General features: G+C 51.6%; 19 protein-coding genes. 9 read left to right on the forward strand and 10 right to left on the reverse strand.

The features are described from left to right. The first annotated feature begins 124 nt into the window (after positions 1-124). Positions 125-1,615, forward strand: coding sequence for a nicotinate phosphoribosyltransferase (locus tag C8E01_RS03450; RefSeq protein WP_116541968.1), 1,491 nt, complete (start codon positions 125-127; stop codon positions 1,613-1,615). A gap of 186 nt (positions 1,616-1,801) precedes the next feature. Here the strand turns inward: C8E01_RS03450 and csgH are convergent, their stop codons facing one another. Both csgH and C8E01_RS03460 read right to left on the reverse strand, forming a co-directional pair. Then, complete coding sequence (csgH, locus tag C8E01_RS22130) at positions 1,802-2,146, reverse strand: curli-like amyloid fiber formation chaperone CsgH (protein ID WP_116541969.1); 345 nt, start codon at positions 2,144-2,146, stop codon at positions 1,802-1,804. Positions 2,147-2,613: 467 nt separating this feature from the next. Next, positions 2,614-2,904, reverse strand: coding sequence for an HNH endonuclease family protein (locus C8E01_RS03460; protein WP_116541970.1), 291 nt, complete (start codon positions 2,902-2,904; stop codon positions 2,614-2,616). Between the two features lie 470 nt (positions 2,905-3,374). Here C8E01_RS03460 and C8E01_RS03465 point away from each other — a divergent pair, with 470 nt between their 5' ends. Further along, complete coding sequence (locus tag C8E01_RS03465) at positions 3,375-4,631, forward strand: MFS transporter (RefSeq protein WP_116541971.1); 1,257 nt, start codon at positions 3,375-3,377, stop codon at positions 4,629-4,631. Between the two features lie 42 nt (positions 4,632-4,673). Here C8E01_RS03465 and C8E01_RS03470 read toward each other — a convergent pair whose 3' ends face one another. From C8E01_RS03470 to C8E01_RS03485, 4 genes are read right to left on the reverse strand one after another with little or no spacing between them, the layout of a single operon-like run. Then, a complete protein-coding gene (locus C8E01_RS03470; protein ID WP_116541972.1) occupies positions 4,674-5,105 on the reverse strand; it encodes a response regulator in 432 nt (143 codons plus the stop codon). A 10-nt stretch (positions 5,106-5,115) separates the two neighbouring features. After that, the gene (locus tag C8E01_RS03475) at positions 5,116-5,946 is read right to left on the reverse strand and encodes a sensor histidine kinase (protein WP_116541973.1); all 831 of its coding nucleotides are present in this window, start codon (positions 5,944-5,946) and stop codon (positions 5,116-5,118) included. Then, positions 5,943-6,602, reverse strand: a complete 660-nt coding sequence (locus C8E01_RS03480; RefSeq protein WP_116541974.1) for a hypothetical protein — start codon at positions 6,600-6,602, stop codon at positions 5,943-5,945. The genes C8E01_RS03475 and C8E01_RS03480 overlap by 4 nt, the downstream gene beginning before the upstream one ends. Continuing rightward, entirely contained in the window at positions 6,602-6,916 is a 315-nt protein-coding gene (locus C8E01_RS03485) for a hypothetical protein (RefSeq protein WP_116541975.1), read from the reverse strand. The genes C8E01_RS03480 and C8E01_RS03485 overlap by 1 nt, the downstream gene beginning before the upstream one ends. A 113-nt stretch (positions 6,917-7,029) precedes the next feature. Here C8E01_RS03485 and C8E01_RS03490 point away from each other — a divergent pair, with 113 nt between their 5' ends. Then, positions 7,030-7,827, forward strand: a complete 798-nt coding sequence (locus C8E01_RS03490; protein ID WP_116541976.1) for a class I SAM-dependent methyltransferase — start codon at positions 7,030-7,032, stop codon at positions 7,825-7,827. A gap of 791 nt (positions 7,828-8,618) precedes the next feature. Here the strand turns inward: C8E01_RS03490 and C8E01_RS03500 are convergent. After that, the gene (locus C8E01_RS03500) at positions 8,619-9,854 is read right to left on the reverse strand and encodes a lipase family protein (RefSeq protein WP_116541978.1); all 1,236 of its coding nucleotides are present in this window, start codon (positions 9,852-9,854) and stop codon (positions 8,619-8,621) included. A gap of 227 nt (positions 9,855-10,081) precedes the next feature. Here C8E01_RS03500 and trxA point away from each other — a divergent pair, with 227 nt between their 5' ends. The 6 genes from trxA to C8E01_RS03530 all read left to right on the forward strand — a co-directional run bounded on the left by trxA (position 10,082) and on the right by C8E01_RS03530 (position 16,472). After that, on the forward strand, positions 10,082-10,390 hold the full coding sequence (gene trxA, locus C8E01_RS03505; protein ID WP_116541979.1) for a thioredoxin: 309 nt from the start codon (positions 10,082-10,084) through the stop codon (positions 10,388-10,390). A 198-nt stretch (positions 10,391-10,588) separates the two neighbouring features. Then, entirely contained in the window at positions 10,589-10,861 is a 273-nt protein-coding gene (locus C8E01_RS03510; RefSeq protein ID WP_116541980.1) for a hypothetical protein, read from the forward strand. Continuing rightward, positions 10,833-11,285 carry a DoxX family protein gene (locus C8E01_RS03515; protein ID WP_116541981.1) on the forward strand — a complete coding sequence of 151 codons (453 nt, stop codon included), beginning with the start codon at positions 10,833-10,835 and terminating at the stop codon, positions 11,283-11,285. Before C8E01_RS03510 ends, C8E01_RS03515 begins: the two co-directional genes overlap by 29 nt. Before the next feature lie 24 nt (positions 11,286-11,309). After that, on the forward strand, positions 11,310-13,181 hold the full coding sequence (locus C8E01_RS03520; RefSeq protein WP_116541982.1) for a M61 family metallopeptidase: 1,872 nt from the start codon (positions 11,310-11,312) through the stop codon (positions 13,179-13,181). Positions 13,182-13,341: 160 nt separating this feature from the next. After that, positions 13,342-15,657, forward strand: a complete 2,316-nt coding sequence (locus C8E01_RS03525) for a TonB-dependent receptor (RefSeq protein ID WP_116541983.1) — start codon at positions 13,342-13,344, stop codon at positions 15,655-15,657. Further along, positions 15,657-16,472 (forward strand): DUF4249 domain-containing protein, encoded by an 816-nt coding sequence (locus C8E01_RS03530; RefSeq protein ID WP_116541984.1) that lies wholly within the window; start codon positions 15,657-15,659, stop codon positions 16,470-16,472. Before C8E01_RS03525 ends, C8E01_RS03530 begins: the two co-directional genes overlap by 1 nt. A 193-nt stretch (positions 16,473-16,665) precedes the next feature. Here C8E01_RS03530 and C8E01_RS03535 read toward each other — a convergent pair whose 3' ends face one another. The 3 genes from C8E01_RS03535 to C8E01_RS03545 all read right to left on the reverse strand — a co-directional run bounded on the left by C8E01_RS03535 (position 16,666) and on the right by C8E01_RS03545 (position 21,592). Continuing rightward, on the reverse strand, positions 16,666-17,481 hold the full coding sequence (locus C8E01_RS03535; RefSeq protein ID WP_207774869.1) for a purine-nucleoside phosphorylase: 816 nt from the start codon (positions 17,479-17,481) through the stop codon (positions 16,666-16,668). Between the two features lie 217 nt (positions 17,482-17,698). After that, on the reverse strand, positions 17,699-19,462 hold the full coding sequence (gene sppA, locus C8E01_RS03540; RefSeq protein ID WP_116541986.1) for a signal peptide peptidase SppA: 1,764 nt from the start codon (positions 19,460-19,462) through the stop codon (positions 17,699-17,701). Positions 19,463-20,323: 861 nt separating this feature from the next. After that, the gene (locus tag C8E01_RS03545) at positions 20,324-21,592 is read right to left on the reverse strand and encodes a replication-associated recombination protein A (RefSeq protein WP_116541987.1); all 1,269 of its coding nucleotides are present in this window, start codon (positions 21,590-21,592) and stop codon (positions 20,324-20,326) included. Between the last annotated feature and the right edge of the window lie 32 nt (positions 21,593-21,624).

Raw genomic sequence — 21,624 nt, forward strand, 5'->3', positions numbered from 1 at the left:
ATAGCTAAATCTAATGTCATCCCTTAAATTCGGGCGTTCTTCGCAACTGGTCGGTAGAAACCGTATCCGGAATATCCAATTGCCTGAGCGTTCGTAGTTTTCAAAATCTTCAACACACAGCAACATGTCAACCCTCCAGCAGCTATACCGCAGTTCCCTCTCCCTCCTGACAGACTTGTACCAACTCACCATGGCCTATGGCTACTGGAAAGAAGGGATAGCAGAGCGTGAGGCTGTTTTTCACCTCTATTTCCGCAAACCGCCTTTTAAGGGAGGGTACACGATAGCTGCCGGTTTGGCGCACGTGGTGGAGTATTTGCAGCAGCTTCAATTCACAGAAGAGGATCTGGCATACCTGGGCAGTCTGCGCGGAGGCCAAAACGAGCCCCTGTTTGAGCAGGCTTTCCTGGACTACCTGCGTGACCTGCGCTTTACCTGTGATGTGGATGCTATACCGGAGGGAAGTGTCGTATTTCCAAGCGAGCCTTTGATTCGGGTTCGTGGACCTTTGCTGCAGGCACAGCTCGTGGAAACGCCCCTGCTTACCATCGTCAACTTTCAGACGCTCATAGCAACTAAAGCGGCCCGCATCAAAGAGGCAGCTAAAGATGACAAGGTGATTGAATTCGGGATGCGCCGTGCCCAGGGCATAGACGGATCGCTGGCTGCTGCCAGAGCCGCATATGTGGGAGGCGTGGATGCCACTTCTAATTTACTCGCTGGCAAGCTCTTCGACATGCCGGTGAGCGGCACGCATGCGCACAGCTGGGTGCAGGCCTTTGAGAGCGAAACACACGCCTTTGAAGCCTACGGCAAAGCCTTCCCGCACGACTCAGTGTTTCTCGTGGACACTTACAATACTTTAGAAGGCGTGCGTCAGGCCATTGAAGTAGCCAAAAAGCTGTATCCGAGTGGCTTTAAACTAAAGGGCATCCGCCTGGACTCCGGCGACCTGACCTACCTCAGTATTGAGGCCCGAAAGCTGCTCGACGAAGCAGGTATGACCGATACCAACATTGTGGCTAGCAACGACCTCGACGAAAACATTGTGAACAGCCTGAAACAACAGGGCGCCAGGATTAACGTTTGGGGAGTCGGTACACAGTTGGTGACAGCATACGACCAGCCTGCCCTGGGCGGGGTGTACAAGTTGGCGGCTTTTAAACAGGAGAACGGGGATTGGAACTATACCTTGAAACTCTCGGAGCAACTTGAAAAAACCTCCAACCCAGGTATACAGCAAGTACGTCGTTTTTACGATGAGAACGGGTTTGTGGCAGACATGATCTACAACGAAGCGGAACCTCTGCCCGAGAAAGTACTTATCGTCAGCCCGCTCGACAGCACGCGCCGCAAGTCTGTGCCTGAAGGCACTCCATACAAAGACCTGCTACAACCGGTACTCGCCAAGGGTGAACTTGTGCAGGAACTGCCTGACCTGAAAGCCATCCGGAAGCACCGCGAAGAAGAGATCGGCAAGCTGCACGAAAGCATCCGACGCCTGCTAAACCCGCACAGTTACCCGGCCGGTCTGGAGGCAAACTTCCATCAGTTCAAAACCGACCTGGTGCTGGCCATCCGCGAGAAAGGCGAGGCTGCCTTGAAAGCACGGTAGGCAAACGGGTATCTGCTATACCTGAGCGCTTGAGGCCACGATTCATTGTCGAACTTTCTCCTTTGGGGCAAGCGTTATAAAGTATTTACTTGTTCTAATATTGTTAAATCCAGTAGAGCTAAAACACTAGGCTGTATAGGTATTTTTAGTATAGCATTAATCTAAGAGTTTGGTAGCTACTAGCCCCTATAATTGGGGAACCGCTAGCGCCTGACTTGCAAGTAGCAGTTTCCCATCATAGATCTCCAGTAATAAGTCGTAACTATCGGAGGGTCTAATGCACAAAGACGTTTTTGAGAAGGACACAATTTGGTCTGGAGCAGCTACAAAACTGCCCGACTGACTGTTGGCAGATCTGCCTGTAGCAGACACACGGATGCATTTAAATTTGTAGGAGAGGTAAACGGTTTGTGGGCTTTTGTTCTCAAACATGCCTGACACTACAAGTAAACCGTTACCGCGCTGTATATTCATATGCGCCATGCACTGTGACGCTGTTGGAGCTATATTATCTACGTTGAACATAATCATAATAGAGTTAAAGATTGGGAGTGAATAAATGGTTATTTCTTACCGGTCACAGCATGCATATAAAGACAACAAACCAAAGCATTTATACCACTAAAGAAATGCAGATAGCATAAGGAATATATTAACAGCATCCTATACTCTTATACTTCATTACAATATAATATGTTACTATTTAATGTAAAAATTGTCCCATTAAATCTGTGGTTTATTATTCTAATATTAGATTCTTGTCCGCAAGTAGTCACAAGCTGGGTATTACGTGAAACTGGCATTAACATTATTAAGATTGAAGCAGAGAATCATAAAGAAAAAAGCACTTATAAAGTATTTGCTACTCGCTAAGCCCTTATTGCAAACAGGCCTGAAATAAAGCTATCATCAGTTCAAAACCGGCCTGTTGCTGGCCATTCGCGAGAAAGGCGAGGCTGCTTTGAAAGCGCGGTAGGCAAATGAGCTTTTGCTATACTTTAGCGTTTGCGGCCGCGCCTGTTGGAGATGCGCTCGATGCGTTTGCCGCGCACCCACTTAAGGTATTTTTGTAGGTCTTCGGCCTGTTGCAGCGCAGGTATAGAGTTGTACTGCACGGCCAGTTCCCGGTTGCTGTAGGTCAGGTGCAGGGTGCTGTGGCAGGGCTGGCAAAGTTCGGCTGTGGCGCCATAGCGACCTCCCTCCTCCCGGGGTACGAGGTGGTGCCGCGAGAGGTATTGCACCTCCCGGCCGCATAGTTCACAAACCAGTTCCTCCTCTTTCTTTGCCATAAGGTTTCTACTTTGTGCGCTGGCTCTCTGTTACGGTTTGCGTTTCAGAGTTGTAGTAAAATCGTAATGCAAGGTCTCCCTGTGCTTTCTACAAATTGTCTCTATCCGATCGATAGTGAAAATCAACCTCCTGCATACACTATTCCTAACAACAGCCAGCCTTTCCTGCCTAAAACATTTATACTGCTCTCAAGGTTTACATGCCTTGCGATCTACTGCAATTACTCGCTGAGAGCAACTCTGTGCAGGTTATGATACAAACTGAAAGATCCGCTGCCCAGGTATAGCAATTGCTAGTTGAATCACGTATACACAAGGTTCTTTGGTTAGTCAATGGTATGAATTTTAAGCTGACGCCATATCCACCACTATTAAAGCGGACGCAGAATGCAGGCAGCAGTAAAATTCACATCCAAGCTGATGGAATTATTTGTACATTGGCGCCCTGTCTTGATTTCAATGTTTAAACTATGAATAGATTCCGGGATGATAATCCTGCTTCGATAACCGCTCCTGCACAAGAGGCTCTGGTGCCGAAAGATCAGATTCGGGAGGGCCTGCTGATCTTTCTGCTGGCAGCGATCCAGTTCACGCACATGATGGACTTTGTGATCATGATGCCGCTGGGGCCTCAGCTAATGCGAGTTTTCAACATCTCTCCCCGCGAGTTTGGCCTGCTGGTCTCTGCCTATACCTTCAGTGCAGCCATTGCCGGTTTTGTGAGCGCCCTCTTCATCGATCGCTTCGACCGCAAGCATGCTCTGCTGGCACTTTACGTAGGGTTTATTGTGGGCACGCTGGGTTGTGCCATTGCCCCTAACTATGGATTGCTGCTGCTGGCCAGGGTGGTGGCCGGTGGATTTGGTGGCGTGTTGGGGGCGCTGGTACTAGCCATTATTGGCGATGCCATACCCGAGCAGCGCCGTGGCGCGGCTACTGGTCGCGTGATGGCGGCATTTTCGGTGGCCTCTATAGCCGGTATACCCATCGGGCTTTACCTGGCCAGTGAGATGAGCTGGCACGCTCCCTTTTACCTCCTTGTAGGTTTGAGCGTGGTTATACTGCTGGTGGCCGTGCGTTTCCTGCCGGCCATGCGCGGACACCTGACTAATGCCAAACCCGGCAATCCGTTTCGTGCGCTTAAGGCGATGGTGGTGCAGCCCAACCTGCAATGGGCCATGGCGCTCACCGTCACCCTCACTATGGCGGGCTTCCTGGTGGTGCCGTTCATCAGTCCGTATATGGTGGCTAATGTGGGCTTTACGGAGCGCGACCTCAGCTACATCTACCTGTTCGGTGGACTTGCTACTGTCTTCACCTCCCAATGGGCGGGGCGCCTGGCCGACAGGTATGGCAAGCACTTCATCTTCCGGTGGGCTGCCATTCTCTCCATTATCCCGATTGTGCTCATCACCAATCTGCCGCCTGTGGACATGGTGCTGGCACTTACTGTGTCTACGTTTTTCTTTATCTTATTTGGGGCTCGCTTTGTGCCCGCCATGTCGCTGGTCACGTCCAGCGTGGAGCCGGAGTTGCGTGGCAGCTTCATGAGCATCAACTCATCAGTTCAACAGCTGGGGGCAGGTATAGCAGCTTTCGTAAGCGGCCTTATTGTGCAGGAAACAGCCAGTGGCTCGCTCACTCACTTCAATTGGGTGGGCATTATGGCGAGTGTGGTAACGCTGGTGGCTGTGTGGACCGTGAGCCGCATCCGGGCAGTAGGCTGACAGGTATAGAAAAAGCCGCTCGTAAGGGCGGCTTTTTTATTTTTATCGGAGCGTCCGTTGCGCGAAAAAGTTCGGAGTGAAGACCGGGTAGTGCGTTTTGCCGTTCCGGAGCAGTTGTAGCACTTCCCGCAATTCCTCAGGGTCGGCGCTCTTGAGCAGGTACCCGTGCACGCCTTCTTCGAGGAGCTTCTTCACTAGTTCTTCTTCCCCATACATGGACACTATCAGGATCTTTACTTTGCGGTATTTGCTAAGCACGTAACGGGCCACGGCAATGCCATCCATATCAGGCATTTCGAGGTCCAGCATGATGATGTCAGGCAGGTTGCCCTCTATTTTCTCGAGTAGCTCTGCGCCATTAGCCGCGTCACTTATCACAGTAATCTCCTCGAAATTCTTCAGAATCTCGATTACTCCCTTCCTGAAAAGGGTGTGATCATCCGCGATCGCAAGTGTAAGTGGCTGCAGCTCCATGTAGTAAAGCTTAGGTTAGCAAACCAAAGTTATAAATAATAACGATAATATAAGCAACAGGTATAACTATTTCGGCTTTGATGCCTGCTCCCAGCTTCGAAAAGAAATTGATGGCACCGTTGAGCAGATCTACGCGGTTCTGCAGGTTTTTCAGGCCCAGTCCGCTACTTCCACTGCCTGTATCCAGCGTGGTGTCGTAGTTAAAACCCTTCCCATTGTCGGTGTAACTCAAGGTCAGTTTATCACCTTCCCGATGCAGGTTAATCGTAATCAGACTCGCTTCTGCATACTTGAGGGTGTTGTTCACAAGCTCTTGCAAAATGCGGAACAACAGCAACTCCTGCCTGGCCTGCAAACGGAAATTCTCGAGGTTGTGGGTAAACTTCACTTCAAGGCCACTATCAGGAGGCACCGAATGCGCCAGGCTGTTGATTGCCTGCACGAGTCCCATTTTGTCGAGTACTACGGGCAAAAGGTCGTGGGAGATGCGGCGCACGCTTTGGATGGCCTCATCGAGCAGTTCTTTGGAACGATGTGCAGTTTCGGCAGCCGCTTCGTTTTCGGCGCACTTGCGCTCTACCTGGCCAATGTTGAGCCGGATCAGGGCCAGCATACCTCCTACTTCGTCGTGCAGGTCGCGGGCTACACGGCGGCGCTCTTCTTCCTGCGCTTCCAGGGCTGCCTCCAGCATCTGCCGCTGGCGCAGTTCCTGCAGTTCGCGCAGGTGCTCCTGGTGCTGCAACATGCGCCGCTGGTAGGCAAACACAAACACGATAATGCCAATGGCGAGCACCAACAGAACAGGCGTAATGATCAGCAGAGGGGTTAATGTTTCTATCATGCGGCCATTCTCCTTAAGATAAATGCATGGCTAATATAAAAAAGAACATTCAGCACCATGATGATGGCTAAACAGATGCGTGCTGTGTCGTCTGAAATGGCCAGTGCCTCATTAAAAATGGCATATGACATGCTTGTCCCCGCGTAATAGATCAGGATGGCGCAACTCAACAAAAACATGGGGTCACGGTCCAGGTATACAACTTTAGCGTTGTTTGCGACCTTATAAAAGTAGGTGATGGCCATCATGATCAGCATCGCATTGGCTGCTATTCTTGATACTGAGTTCATTTTCATTATGCCGTCCGCAGTAAATGCATCATAAAAAATTAACAAACATAGCACGACCATCCCGCCAACAATGGCTCTCTTCAGCAGGAGTTTGTTAAAGCTGTAATAAAAAACACCAGCTAATACACTGAATCCGAACAAAGTATAGAGATGACTTAGCCAGAGATTATTTCTAGTACCCATTACCACCGTAATCCACGATATCGCTTCTGTCAGCACGCCTATGGTTATAAACAGAAAGAGCAAATTGAATTTCGCGCTCTTGTGTTTTCTGATCAACCACAGACCAATGACAAAAGGCAGAACAGGACTCAATACTGCTGCCCACTTCAAGTAGGGGTAGATATGTCCTATAAAGAACTCCATTAACCGGCCAACTCGCTACTGTTAACGGAACAATCAGGCGGACACGGACTGGATAAGTCCAGAATCAGCCCTTCGGTCATATCATTTCCTTCAGCGTCTGTTCCAACCAGCAACAACTGCTGTTCTCCGTTATCGTCCAGGGCATAATAGATGCGCATCGCCATACAACCTTCCTGTTCAAGTAACTTCTTTACAGTTTCGCCCCCGAACAGGTGCGAATTGGTTTTGCCTCTGCCGCTGGTTCTGTAGTTGGCTGTCCACTCTTTTGCTTGAGCAAGGTCAATAGGCCCGCCCTCGGTTCCTGTTATTTCCATGTAAACTTGATTTGTTCATAGGTAAGATTAAATGTAAATATAGAAAATTTTAGATAAAGCAATTTATAGTATTTTTATCTTTAAAATAATCTTACATTTCACAAATAGAACGGATGGAACAGGAATATTTTGAAGCGAACAGAGATGCCTGGAACCTGCGCACAGCCGTGCACAAGGATTCTGCCTTTTATGACGTGGCTGGGTTTAAGGCAGGGAAATCCAGCCTCAACGCCATAGAACTGGAGGAGCTGGGGCCTGTTGCCGGAAAGAGCCTGCTGCATCTGCAATGCCACTTCGGACAGGACACCCTCTCCTGGGCCAGACTAGGTGCCGAAGCCACCGGTATAGACCTGTCGGACGAAGCGATTAAGGAAGCGGAGAAGTTGAACCGGGAGCTTGGTCTGAATGCCCGCTTCGTGTGCTCCAATGTGTATGATTTGAAAGAGAACCTGCAGGGGCAGTTCGACATTGTGTTCACTTCCTACGGCGTGATCGGCTGGCTACCCGACCTGAACCGCTGGGCTGAGGTGATCGCGCATTTCCTGAAACCAGGCGGCACTTTCTACATGGCCGAATTCCACCCGGTGGTTTGGATGTTTGACAATGACTTCACACAAGTACAGTACCCCTACCACAATACCCCAGAGCCAATTGTAGAAGAGCAGACGGGAACCTACGCCGACCCCAATTCTCCTATCAGGTATAAGGAATACTCTTGGGACCACAGCCTGAGCGAAGTGATCACGGCACTGCTGAACCAGGGACTGGAACTGGAGCTTTTCCACGAATTCCCCTACTCCCCTTACAACTGCTTCAGCCATACCGTGCAGGGACCCGACGGCTACTGGCGCATCCAGCATCTGCAAAACCTGATCCCGATGGTATATTCCCTGAAGTGTACGAAGGTGTAGGGTTTGTCGGGTTGTTATTCCCCTGATCCCAAGGGGGACTATCAACTACTGCTTCCCCACCTGTCATCCTGGAAGGATCTTGATTGAAGGGAGATCAGGCTCTCGCTATAACACACCCCTGCCCCTCTCTTTATAGAGGGCTCCTACCCCGAGAGGGGAATCTCCGCCACTACCAATTGCCAGGTTTAACTTTCGTGGATGTAGGTCATGCTTTGCTGTACCGGGTCCAACCATCCCTAACCCCTCCTTATCCAAGGCGGGGAGTCCGTAACTGCCGATTCGAAGGGATAGGGGGCGTGGCTGCAGTTTCATGTGCACGATTGTCATCCCCCTACCCTTCAAAGGGGGACTTTCAGCCATCACCTATTCCATGTATAAGCTTTATCGTTATTGCTACAGTCCACTGGCAGGTATAGCAAGACTAACTTGCCCCTTGAGCAATGAAACAGATCACTTCAGCCAAGTGCACTTTTCGGCGCTCCACTGTTCGAGCGTTCAGCGAGTGGGGGTGGGGGCCCTCGATTTGGAGCGTCTTGATTTTTTTGCCTACTGGGGGGAGGGGCCTTCTCTTTTTTCATCAAGGAAAAAAGTAGGTGCCCGCCTCACAGGCGAAGCGATGAAATAAGGCAGCTTTAGGTATAGTTAGACCACTGCTAAGCCAGGTATAGGTATAATGCCTGCTATGCCTTAGACTAGGCTAGAAGCTCCACCATAGTATACACGAGCGTGGACGCTCGCGCCATAAACAATACCCCGTCGGTCAGACGAAAAAAACTATAATGAAACCACCTTTACGGATTCGTCTCAAACGACTGCATCCAGGGAATCAAATCCGTGAGCATCGGAATCAAGCTACTGCTGTGCGTGCCATTCTTAACAGGTATAAGCTCCAGACTTGGCGCACCCGCTGCTTTCATGCGCTCATAGGTTTGCCTAGAGTTGTCATAGGGTACAATCACATCGGCAGTGCCATGGTAGAGGCGCGTCGGGCTTTGCGGCACCCAGTTGTTGAAGCTATTGTCCTGCAGGGCTTTTTTGAGCGCCTGCTCGCCACTGCCACGGAGCTCTTCCAGAAACGATGCTGCAAATAACTGTTCAGTTTGGGTGGTTAGCTGCTGGTTGATGGCGCTGCCGCTGTATTGCCCGTTAAACATGGTAGCCAGTCGGGTAGCATATGGCTCCTGGTAAAAATCGGTGAGCGGGCGATTCCACTCGTAGGTTTTGTTGTAGCTCATCAGCACATACGCCAGGTAGGCTGGGTAGGTATAGGGCTTACCCGCCGCCACATCAGCCAGCATGCTGGTCAGGTCGTAGCCACCGGCCCCTGCACCGGAGGCGGTGATTTTCAGGCCATGTTCCGGGTTCGTTTCTATTTCCTTCTGTGCAGCCAGTGTTACGTAGCCGCCTTCGGAGTAGCCCGCCAGAAACAATTGGCCATTGTCGGCTATACCTTCCTGTGCATACAGCGACTTGGCTGCCTTGATCATATCTACCACGGCTATACCTGACGACTGCTGATGGTAATAAGGGTGCAACAGATTTTTAGAAGCTCCGAAACCCAGGTAGTCAGGTATAAGGGTGATATAGCCTCCGGAGGCAAACACCTCAAAGCCCGTCAGGCCGCCGCTCATGGCAGAGGGCGCTTCGTCGTGCTTGAAGATGGTGCCATGCTGCACGCTCAGCACCGGAGCCGCCGCAGTCAAATTCATCGGCAGCGCGACTAAGCCGGAAGCCTCGGTTTCACGGCCCTGGAAAGTGGTGCGGTAACTCACTTTGTAAATCGCCACATCGTACTTAATCTGGCTTTGGAAGCTGCCGGCATAAGCTACGGCCAATTGTTTGAGCGTGGCAGCGGACAGGGTGCCCACTTTCTCGGACGATACGAGCAGCTCGCGCTCCGCCACATCTTCAGGTATAGCCGCATCGCTTTTGCTGCAGGAACCGAGTGGTAAGGTGGCTGGTAAGATAAGGGCGGCAATCGCCAGGGTGCTGATCCAGTGCCTCAGCTTATATTTTAGGTTCGTCATGTTGCTCGGGAGAATCTTGTACTTACATTAATCTTCCCATGCCGTCTATAGTTCCCAATTGGTAGATAAAGGTATGACACCAATGCCGGTTGTAGCTAAGCACTAACCTGTGTGGCGGGAAACAACCTGCTGTGCCCTGAGAGATTTCTAGGGGGCAGCCTTTTACCAGCTTAAGCAGTTTATCCTTTAGTTTTGCGTTTCGTAAAAACAGGTTAAACAAGAGAACTATGGCAAAGAAATCATTCGCTGAACTGATAAAAAGCCCTGGCATGCCGGTGCTTGTAGACTTTTACGCTGACTGGTGCGGCCCTTGCAAAATGATGAACCCCGTGGTAGAGCAGTTGGCCAAAGAATTTTCAGGAAAGCTGAAGGTCATCAAAATAAACGTGGACAAAAACCAGGCGGCCGCTCAGCAGTACCGCGTACAGGGCGTGCCTACTTTCATGCTTTTCAAAAACGGGCAGGTCGTCTGGAAACAGGCCGGAGCCGTTCCTGGTCACCAGCTCAATCAGATCATTCAGCAGCACACCAGTTGATCAGGTATAGCCTGGTGTGGCTAGACAAAACACAGAGATACGGGCTCTTTGGGTACATGGTATGGCAGGCACTTCTTCCGGAAGCCGGTCAGGTATAGCAGCCCCGCTGTTCGCTTTTGAAAAAATATCTGGGCGCCGAAGCAACCCTTTCGCCCCGGAAGGCATCTATAGAACTGAAATAGCTTCACAAAGAAAAAAATGAAAAGTGCCATCGCCGTTTTCTTCGCTTCGCTTGTTTCGGGTGCCCTCAGCTTCGCCGACTTTCGTCCCACTTTGTCAGACCTGGTGCAGATACTCACCGGTGTGCAGATAACTGAGCAAACCCAGCAGGAATCAGAGAAATCAGAAGACTGCGCCACCGTTGAAAAATCTGAAGAGCAGCGCTTATACCTGAGTTCAGACACAAACAGATCACAGGACTTGCCTTGCGCCGATGCAGCTTATGAGCAGGGGGCCGTTTACATTCTTTAAGCGCCACCGGGCATATGGTGTGGTGTTCCTGCGTTTTGCCATGGGCATTTTTTTGATCTATGGCGTGCAGGACAATGTGTTCAGTTGGGAGCGTATGCTCGAGTTCCGGGATTTTCTGCAGGCGCATGGAGTGCCCTACCCGCTGGTGGCCGCCCACCTCTCGGTCTATACCCAGTTTCTGATCGGCCTGATGCTCCTGCTGGGTTGGGGTGTCCGGATAGCCGGTCTGCTGCTCATCATCAATTTCACGGCAGCCATTGTGATCGTGCACATCGGGCAGTCATTTCCGCAATACTATCCGGCTGCTGAGCTTATTTTCGCAGGTTTCTTTTTCCTGTTCAACGGTGCCGGCCCCCTCTCGGTCGATTCTTTGCTCGAGAAAAAGCAAGTACAAATCCAAAAGCAGCCCGTGACCGTTAACTAGTTGTTAACTCACGTCCGCACATACATGAAATTAGCCAAAACGATCCTGTTCCTGCTACTCAGCCTGCATTTCGGTTGTTCTTCCGTTGCCACACAGTCGAGTTCAGAAACTCACTACGCTGTTACCATCGACCTGACGCAGGTTAAAGGAGACAAAGTGCCGGTTAGCCTGCGCCCACCTGCCATCAAGCAGGGCGAGGTTATTTACAACATGCCCAAGATCGTGCCGGGCACTTACTCTGTATCCGACTTCGGCAAGTTTGTATCGGAGTTTCAGGCACTGGACAAGCAGGGCAAGCCGTTGCCTGTAGAACGCATTGACACCAATCGCTGGCGCATCTCCCAGGCCCAGAACCTGGACAAAATCACGTATTGGGTGGACGACACGTTTGATGCAGCCCGACGGCAGGACGTGGTGTTTGAACCTGGCGGCACCAACATCGAAGAAGGCCAGAATTTCCTGCTCAACGCGTTCGGTTTCGTGGGTTATTTCGACGGCCTCAAGCAGGTGCCTTACGAGTTAACCGTTACCAAACCTGAGGGCTTTTATGGCTCCACGGCGCTGCAGGCCACTTCGAGCACCGCCACGACCGATACCTACAACGTGCCCAATTACGTGGAACTGGCCGACTCGCCGCTGATGTACAACAAACCTGACACGACCGTGCTCAATCTGGGCGAAACCGAAGTGTTAGTATCGGTCTACTCCCCTACCGGTCGTGTCACCTCCAAGCCTATTGCCGATAACATCCGCGACATACTCGAAGCCCAGCGCAGCTACCTCGGTGGCACCCTGCCAGTCGACAAGTACGCGTTCCTGATCTACGTGCCGCAGCGACCGGGCAAGTCAGGTTCTTATGGAGCGCTCGAGCATTCCAACTCCTCGGTTTACTATCTGCCTGAAATGCCCGAAGAGCGCTTTAACAGTACCATGCGCGACGTAGCGGCCCACGAGTTCTTCCATATCGTAACGCCGCTTTCCATCCAGTCCGAAGAGATTCACGATTTTGACTTCATCAACCCCCGCATGTCGAAGCACCTGTGGCTGTATGAGGGCGTCACGGAATATTTTGCCTCGCATGTGCAGGTACACGAGAACCTGATCTCTGTGGACGAGTTCATGATGAAGATCCGGGAGTATATTTTTAGCTCGATGGCCTTTAACGACACCCTGCCTTTCACAGAGATGAGTGCCAAGGTGCTGGACGAGCATGAAAAAGAGTATGGCAACGTGTACCAGAAAGGTGCCCTGATCGGGATGGCGCTGGACATACAGTTGCGCGATCTGTCGGATGGCAAATACGGGCTGGTGGACCTGATGCAGGACTTAGCCAAAACCTATGGCAAAGGCAAACCCTTTAAAGACGACGAGCTCTTCGACAAAATAACCGAACTCACCTACCCCGAGGTGCGGACCTTCTTTGCCCGCTACGTGGAGGGCAGTGAGCGACTACCCCTAAATGAGCTGTTCAAAAAAGTGGGTGTGCAGTATGAGCCGGTGTCCGTGCAGTTGGTGAACTCCTACGGGGGCTTTGTGCCAGGCTACGACCGCGAAGCCGATAAGATTACCGTGGCTGAGGCAGATGACATGGACGAGTTCGGAAAGCAGATGGGCTTTAAGGAAGGCGACCAGCTACTGGCCTTCAACGGCAAAGAAGTCACCCCGATGAACATCCGCGACATCATAGGCGAAGAGCTGCAGCAGGCCAAACCGGGCAGCAAAATTGAGATCACAGTGGGGCGCAAGGACGCTAAAGGGGTTGTAAAACCCAAAAACCTGACTGGTAAAGTCACTGCCGTTAAGCGGGAGGTGCTGCACTTACTCGAGCCGGTAGCCTCCCCGACCGAAAGGCAGCTTCAACTGCGTGCCTCCTGGCTGAACGAGACCCTGCCCTAAGAATCTCATACCTTAGAGGAACATTTTAACTTTCCCGCTGTTACATTAAAGCAAAATCGCCTTAAATGATCTGACAATGATCGTTTTACCGGGGCAGATCGGGTTATTTGTGTACCTTTGTACCTGATTTTCAAAGCCCCCAGTTTTTAAATTTAGTTAGATGCGCTTACCAGCTTTTGCTGTATACTTTCTCTGCCTATTCAGTCTCGTTGCCTCCGATGTGTTTGCTCAGAGCACCTACACCATCAGTGGCTATGTGCGGGGCACCGGTGGCGAAGACGCACTCATTGGGGCTACCGTATCGGTTCCGGAGCTGAGTACTGGTGCTGTAACGGATGCGCGCGGTTTCTACACCCTACAGTTGCCCGAGGGCAGCCATACCTTACAAGCCACTTACATTGGTTACGAAAGTGCCACCCGCACCATTGAGGTCACGGATCAGAACCTGACCATCAACTTCGCCTTGCTACCCGCCAACAGCCAGTTGCGTGAAGTCGTGATTGAGGCCAATTCCCTGCAGCAGAAGCTCAATGCCAGCCAGATGAGCGTCGAGACGCTGACCACGCGGGAGGCAAAACTCCTGCCGGCCCTTTTCGGCGAGGTAGACCTGATCAAAACGCTTCAGCTCAAGCCGGGGGTGCAGTCGGGCGGTGAGGGCGCATCGGGTCTGTATGTGCGCGGCGGCGGACCGGACCAGAATTTGGTGCTGCTCGACGATGCCGTGGTCTACAACGCCTCTCACCTGTTTGGCTTCTTCTCGGTGTTCAACCCGGATGCCGTGGAAAGTGTGGAGCTTTACAAAGGGGGCTTTCCGGCGCAGTTTGGCGGCAGACTCTCATCTGTGGTGGATGTGAAGATGCGTGAAGGCAACAAGGAGCGCATTGGCGTAACCGGTGGCATCGGCCTGATTGCCTCGCGACTCACCGTGGACGGCCCTATCGTAAAAGACAAGTCCTCGTTTGTTCTCTCCGGCCGACGCACTTACTTTGATGTATTCACCCGCCAGATAAACCGCATACAGGAGGGCAAGGAAGACTTCAACCGTATACCTGACTACTACTTTTACGACCTCAATGGCAAGGCAAATTACAAGCTGGGTGAGAAGGACGAACTGTTTCTGAGCGGATACTTTGGGCGCGATTTCTTTGGTTTCAACGACGCTGACTTCCAGTTCAGGTTCGACTGGGGCAACAAGGTAGGCGCCCTGCGCTGGCAGCACAAGTTCAACCCCCGCTTTCAGGTGAACACAACACTTTCGGGCAGCAGCTACAAATACAATGTCAGCAACAAAATCGATGTCTTCAGCTTCAATCTGAGTTCCGACATCCGCGACCTGGCCCTGAAAACCGACTTCAGTCTGATCTTGGACAAGGGCCATACCTTGCAATTCGGTGCCATGGCCACCAGGCACGATTTCACCATCGGCCGCCTCAACTTTGACTCAGACGACGACCGGATCAGCTTCGGGGCAGGCAATGATTACAAAGCCATGGAGGCTGCGGCTTATGTAGCCGACGACTTCCAGGTGAGCAGCCAGCTTTCGCTTAACTACGGTGTGCGGCTATCGGCCTTTAACAGCGGTGGCAAAACGTATAGCGCTCTCGAGCCGCGGGCCTCCGCCAGGTATAGCCTGAGCGAGAGAACCTCCCTGAAAGCCAGCTATGCGAGCATGATGCAGTACATCCACCTGGTCGCCAATTCCGGTGCCTCACTGCCAACCGACATCTGGTATCCTTCCAACGACTATGTGAAGCCGCAGCGCTCGCAGCAGGTGGCCGCAGGTATTAGCCATCTCCTCGGTGGGGGGCGCTACCTGATCACGAACGAGCTGTATTACAAGTGGATGCACCGCCAGATTGACTTCCGCGACGGGGCTAATCTGTTTGTGAATGACAACCTGGAAGAAGAGTTTCTGTTCGGCAAAGGCGAGAGCTACGGCAAGGAGGTATACCTCGAAAAGATAAAAGGACGCACGACGGGCTGGTTGGGCTATACCTTATCGTGGAGCTACCGCCAGTTCGACGACATCAACGACGGCCGCCGCTTCCCGACCCGCTACGACCGCCGCCACGACGTAAGTTTGGTGGTGCTGCACGAGTTGAGCAAGCGCATCAACCTGACCGGTGCTTTTGTGTATGGCACCGGCAACGCCTACTCACTGCCGGTGGCCCGCTTTGCTTTTCAGGATGTGCATGGCAAGGGCGCCACGGTGGTACCCGTGTACAGCGACCGAAACAGCTTCCGGCTGGCTGCTTTCCACCGCCTGGACCTGGGCCTGGTGCTCAAGCTTAAGCCAAAACGCGGCGAGGCCGACCTGACCTTCAACGCCTACAATGCCTACAACCGCCGCAATCCGTACTTTGTGTATTTTGAACAGGTGAAGGACGAAGACGACAACGAAACGCTCGGCTTCCGGGCCAAGCAGGTGTCCCTCTTCCCGGTTATACCTTCTGTTACCTATAATTTCAAGTTCTGATGAAGACGAGCTTTACGATCTATACCTTGCTGTTGCCCCTGCTTTTTCTGCTGACGTCCTGCGACCTGGAGCAGGAAGTGGAAGTGAAACTACCGCCTTATAAATCGCAGTTGGTCGTAGAATGCTACCTGGAACCTGACAAATCCCTCAGGGCCGTGGTACTGGAGAGCGTAAGCTATTTTAACGATCCGGAGCTACCACTAGTGCCTGATGCGGAAGTGTTTATAACGCACAATGGCAAAACGATCAAACTTCCTTTCAGTCCTATTCAAAATAAGGAAACCGGCAAGTATTACACGCACCGCAAAAACGAGAAACTTAACCTGAAGCCAGGCGATGTGGTGACGCTGGAAGTAAAAGACAAAAAAGGCCGGCACGTGACAGGCACCACTACGATCATGAACCAGGTTCCGATCGAGGCAGTGGAATGGAAGTTCAATGAAAAAAACAAAGCCTATCTGCTCACCTCATACCAGGACGATCCGGATGCCGAGAACTTCTACCGGTACATGGTGCACCGCGACAGCCTCTCCAACTCCTCTCAGCGTGACTTTGTATCCAGCGACCGGCTGACGAATGGCCAGCGTGTATCCTATGGGTCGGGCTACGACTATGAGCAGGGCGACACACTGGTCGTTTCGCTGTTCCACATTGAGCAGCAGTACTATGACTTCCTGAGCTCCATTTCCGATGCCCGCAGCGCTAACGGCAATCCCTTTGCCCAACCCTCGCGCATTGTGTCTTCAGTGAAAGGGGGTATCGGCATCTTCACGAACCTTTCCTACAACCGCAAAACGGTGGTGATTGAGAAGTAAGCATTTCAAGTGGTAGCACCCTCGCTTCCTGAACAGCTATGATTTAGTCTGATCTTGACAATTGTGCTTCATCGCATCTCTGATGCACCACTGTTCGCTCTAGCCAACAATCTAAAATATTTTTAAAGCAAGCAGGGGCAGCCAGATTGGCTGCCCCTGCTTGCTTTATGGCAATTCGCTCTAGCGCAAAAAACTACTGCTGACGAACCAGTTCTTTTATAAGCAGGGTCATGCGTGGTTCGGCTATGGCGGCGGCGTCCAAAATATCAGCCAGATTCACCTTCTTGATACGGTCTGGCGTACCCATGTCGGTGATGACAGAGATGCCGAAGATCTTCATGCCCATGTGGCGGGCGGCGATAGCTTCCGGTACGGTCGACATACCTACCACATCGGCCCCAATGCGGGCAATGTAGGTATACTCGGCCAGGGTCTCCAGCATGGGACCGGGCACACTGGCGTAAACACCCTCCTGCAACGTAAAGCCGGCATCCTCAGCGATGACCATCGCCTGGCGCACCATCTGTTCGTCATACACTTCGCTCATATCCGGGAAGCGAGGTCCCAGTTCGTCCAAGTTCGGACCGATCAAGGGGTTGGATGGCTGCAGGTTGATGTGGTCGGTGATCACCATCAGGTCGGAGGTATTGAAAGCAGGGTTAAGGCCGCCGCAGGCATTGGAAATGAAGAGCTTCTGAACGCCCAGCAATTTCATAACGCGCACCGGGTGCACCACCTGGTTCATGGTATAGCCTTCGTAGTAATGGAAGCGGCCCTGCATCACAATCACGCGACGCCCGGCCAGCGTACCAAAAGCCAGTCGGCCTGTGTGGCTCTCTACCGTCGAAACGGGGAAGTGTGGAATATCGGCGTAGTTGAGGCTGTACGCTATCTCAATTTCCTTGATCAAAGCGCCCAGACCCGTGCCCAGTATAATTCCGAACTCAGGTTGAAAATTGCCTGTCTGGTCCTGTATAAAAGAAGCGGACTCTCGTAGTTGCTGCATCATATCGTTCATCGTTTTTTATGCTGTTTTTAGGTGTGCGAAATAGGGCATTTATTCTGAGAGAAGAAATGATTTAAATCATGTGTTCTCATTCGGTTCTCATTTCGCGCTGCACTGCAATTTGCAAAAAATGGCCCGGACCTGAAACAAAAAGCCCGCTGGTTTGCACCAGCGGGCTTTCGAATATTGCCTTAGCAGCAGACTATACCTGCCAGCTTTGTTACTGTATGATCAACTCGTACGGCATGCGGGTCTGGATGCCCTGCATGTTCTCCACTTTCTTGTACATGTTGTACACCGGGTATAACTGACCAAGCTCTGCCTTCACAGCACGCTCTCTCACCTGCGAACCAGCCTCACCGAACATCTCTTCGAAGAAAGACTTGCGGCGTGGCAGCTCTTTGATGCGGTAATCGTCCTCTATACCTACACGGGCAGCAGCGATCTCAATGGCTTTTTCCAGGCCACCATGCACATCTACCAGGTTACGCTCTTTAGCTTCTATACCTGACCACACACGACCAGAGGCGAATTTCTTCAGCTCGTCCTGCGACATGCCACGGCCGTCAGCTGCTTTCCGTGTGAACACTTCGTAAATCTTGTTGATCTCGCGCTGCACAATGTCTTTTTCAAACGGCGTCATGGCACGGGTAACAGTTGGCAGATCAGAGTGATTGCCGGTGCTCACGCGGTCCACGGTGATGCCCAGCTTGTTTTTGAAGAAACCTTCGAAGTTCGGAACGATACCAAACACGCCGATGCTTCCTGTGATGGTGTTAGGATGGGCCACAATCGTATCGCAACCCATGGCCATGTAGTAACCGCCAGAGGCGGCCATATCAGACATAGAGGCGATTACAGGCTTCACCTTGCGGGTTTCCTGAATCTCGCGCCACATCACGTCCGATGCCAGTGCGCTACCACCTGGTGAGTTGATGCGCAACACCACAGCCTTCACATTCTTATCCATACGGGCATTGCGAATCGCTTCTGCATAGCGCGTACTGCCGATCTGATCGTCGTCGCCTTCGCCGTCCACAATGTCGCCTTCGGCATAAATCACAGCAATGCGGTTTTTAGCGGAACCACTCTTTTCAGCGTCCTTTACTTTTTTATACTTATCCAGGCTAATCAGTTGCAGCTTTTTGTCGCTTTCAACACCTACCTGCTCTTTCATGTAATCAATGGCTTCGTCAAAGTAACCAACGTCGGTTGCCAGACCGTGCTTTTTGGCATCTTCGGCTTCACGCACCAACACCTCGTCCGATACCTTTTTCAGCTCTTCATACGTCTTGCCACGGGCCTCTGCGATTTTGCGCAGTTGGTAGTCGTTGATCGAGTTCAGGAAAGAGGTCATCTGCTCGCGGTTGGCCTCGCTCATTTTGTCAAGGAAGAAAGGCTCTACCGCACTTTTGAACTCTCCTACCTTGAAGATGGTCGGCTCGATATCGAGTTTCTCAAACGTGCCTTTGAAGAAGAACACCTCAGAGCTAATGCCATTGAATTCCAGCGTACCCATTGGGTTCAGGTAAATTTTGTCAGCTACGGAAGACAGGTAATACGCTTTTTCGTTCGTCATGTCGCCATAAGACACGATGAACTTACCGGACTCCTTAAAGTCGATCAGTTCGTCGCGAATCTCCTCCAGCTTGCCCATGCCTGCATTCACGAAGCGCATGTTCAGGAAGATGCCTTTTACATTGTCGTCTGTTTTGGCGCGGCGAATAGAGGCTTTGATCTGATCGAGGCCATCGCTGCTGTTCATCGAGAAGAAGCCGAGGGAAAGGTCCCCGAAAGGATTCTCCTGCTCGCGCTCCACGATGGATTTGTCAAGTTTGAGCTCCAGTACCGAGTTTTCGGCTACCGTTACATCGCCTTTAGAGGCTGATGCCGCGATAATTCCGACCATGATCAGGATGCCCAGAAAGAAAAATATGAACAGGCCAAGGATGGTTGCCAGCACATATCTGAGAAAATTCAACATAGGTTTTGCTTAGGGTTAAGGTTCTGTTTTAAAGGTATCAGTAAATACTGGTCCCTGCATACAATAAACAAAAATAGCGCTTAAAGTTCAATACCAAACCCCAATAAACAGCAATCTCGACCAATCGGGCCTTTTCATAGACTAACCTGATGGTTGATTGTCATTTGGTTAAATGGTTAAATTGTTGATGGTTGAATGGTTGGGTGCACGATTAAATATCACCTCCCGAGAAGGGGATTCGGCGCCCGATTTAAAAAGGTATGCTACTCTAGGACTCGGATAGGTATACTGGTGCACGATTCAGACAGGTATACGGGTGCACGATTGCCGGTGCATGATTCGGACAGGTCGCGACCTGTCCCTACAGGTGGTCACTTTTTCTAATGCAATTATCTATCAGGCGCTTCAGGATTTATCAATCCCGAAGCTTTATCGAGGGCCGCTACCCCCACTGTCGGGGATTTCCTAATTCCCGAGCTCAGGTTTGAAGGAATAAAGAGACGAGAATGCCTCGTGCATAGCTACTCCCAGTGAACAGAGTCCAGAAAAGCTGATGAACATTTTCCAGAACCTGAACATCTACTCCCAGAAAAGAACCGCATTCTTCGCTATACCTAGCTAATCTTTAGCTACTACTTTCTGCTAAAGTACTTGGGAATGTCTGAAAGCTCACCGCCCCAATAGGGTTTCATAGCCAGGTATTTCCTGCGGAAATAAAGCACCACGATCATGGACAGGAAAAGATAAGCTCCGCTGTAGCTGTACCCCAAATGCCGCCATACTAGAAAGCAGAGAATTTGCAGGACCAATAAAATCACGAAAACAGTTCTGGTCATTTGTTGACTCCTAAACTCCCAAACTCTAATATCGATACTTCTTCCCCCACTGGGCCTGCAGTTGTTTGAGCATGTCACGTTCGCGGGCGTTGTTGCCGGGTTGGTAGAGGGCCGTGTTGGTTAGCTCCTGTGGCATGAACTCCTGGGCCACGAAATTACCTTCGTAATCGTGCGCATACTTGTAGTTGTTGCCGTAGCCGATCTCCTTCATCAGCTTGGTCGGGGCGTTGCGGATGTGCAGCGGCACGGGGAGGTTGCCGGTTTGCTGTACCAGCTGCCTTGCCTGTTTGATAGCTTTGTAAGAGGCGTTGCTCTTTGGTGATGTGGCCAGGTATACCGTGCACTGCGAGAGAATGATTTCCGCCTCCGGGTAACCGATCATCTGCACCGCCTGAAAACAGGAAGTCGCCATGAGCAGGGCATTGGAATTGGCCAAACCGATGTCCTCGGAAGAGGCGATGAGCAGACGACGGGCAATGAACTTCGGATCTTCGCCGCCCTCGATCATGCGGGCAAGCCAGTAGACGGCCGCATTGGGATCGGAACCGCGAATGGACTTGATGAAAGCCGAAACCAGATCGTAATGCATCTCGCCCGACTTATCGTACATCACAATGTTCTGCTGGGCCACCTGCTTTACCAGCTCGTTGGTCACGACCACTTCGTCGGCTTTTATACCTTCGGCCACGATTTCGAGCAGGTTCAGCAGTTTGCGGGCATCACCGCCTGAGATGGTCAGCAGGGCCTCGTATTCTTCTATCCGCACCTTGCGGTGGCGCATCCACTCGTCCTGCTCCAGTGCTTTGTCCACCAGTTCAATCAGCTCGTCTTTGGTGAGGTGCTTGAGGATGTATACCTGGCAGCGGGAAAGCAAAGCCGAGATCACCTCAAAAGAGGGGTTTTCGGTCGTTGCGCCCACTAACGTAACCGTGCCTTTCTCCACAGCACCCAGCAGCGCATCTTGCTGCGATTTGTTGAAGCGGTGGATCTCGTCGATGAACAGCACCGTGCCCTGTCGTTTTTTGGCTTGTTCGATGACTTCGCGAATGTCCTTTACGCCTGCATTGATGGCACTCAGGGCCACGAAAGGCACCTTCATCTGGTTGGCGATGATGTTAGCCAGGGTAGTTTTGCCTACACCTGGAGGTCCCCACAGGATCATGCTCGGTATTACGCCGCCCTCGATGTAACGACGCAAAATACCGGTAGGCCCTACCAGGTGCTTTTGTCCGTAATACTGGTCCAGGTTGTGCGGCCGCATGCGCTCGGCCAACGGTACGTTCGGGTGGTTCATCTGCTCTTTTTCTCGCTTCGGAAATCGGTCTA

Origin of the sequence: Pontibacter virosus (assembly GCF_003096355.1) — a bacterium.
GTDB classification, from domain to species: Bacteria; Bacteroidota; Bacteroidia; order Cytophagales; family Hymenobacteraceae; genus Pontibacter; species Pontibacter virosus.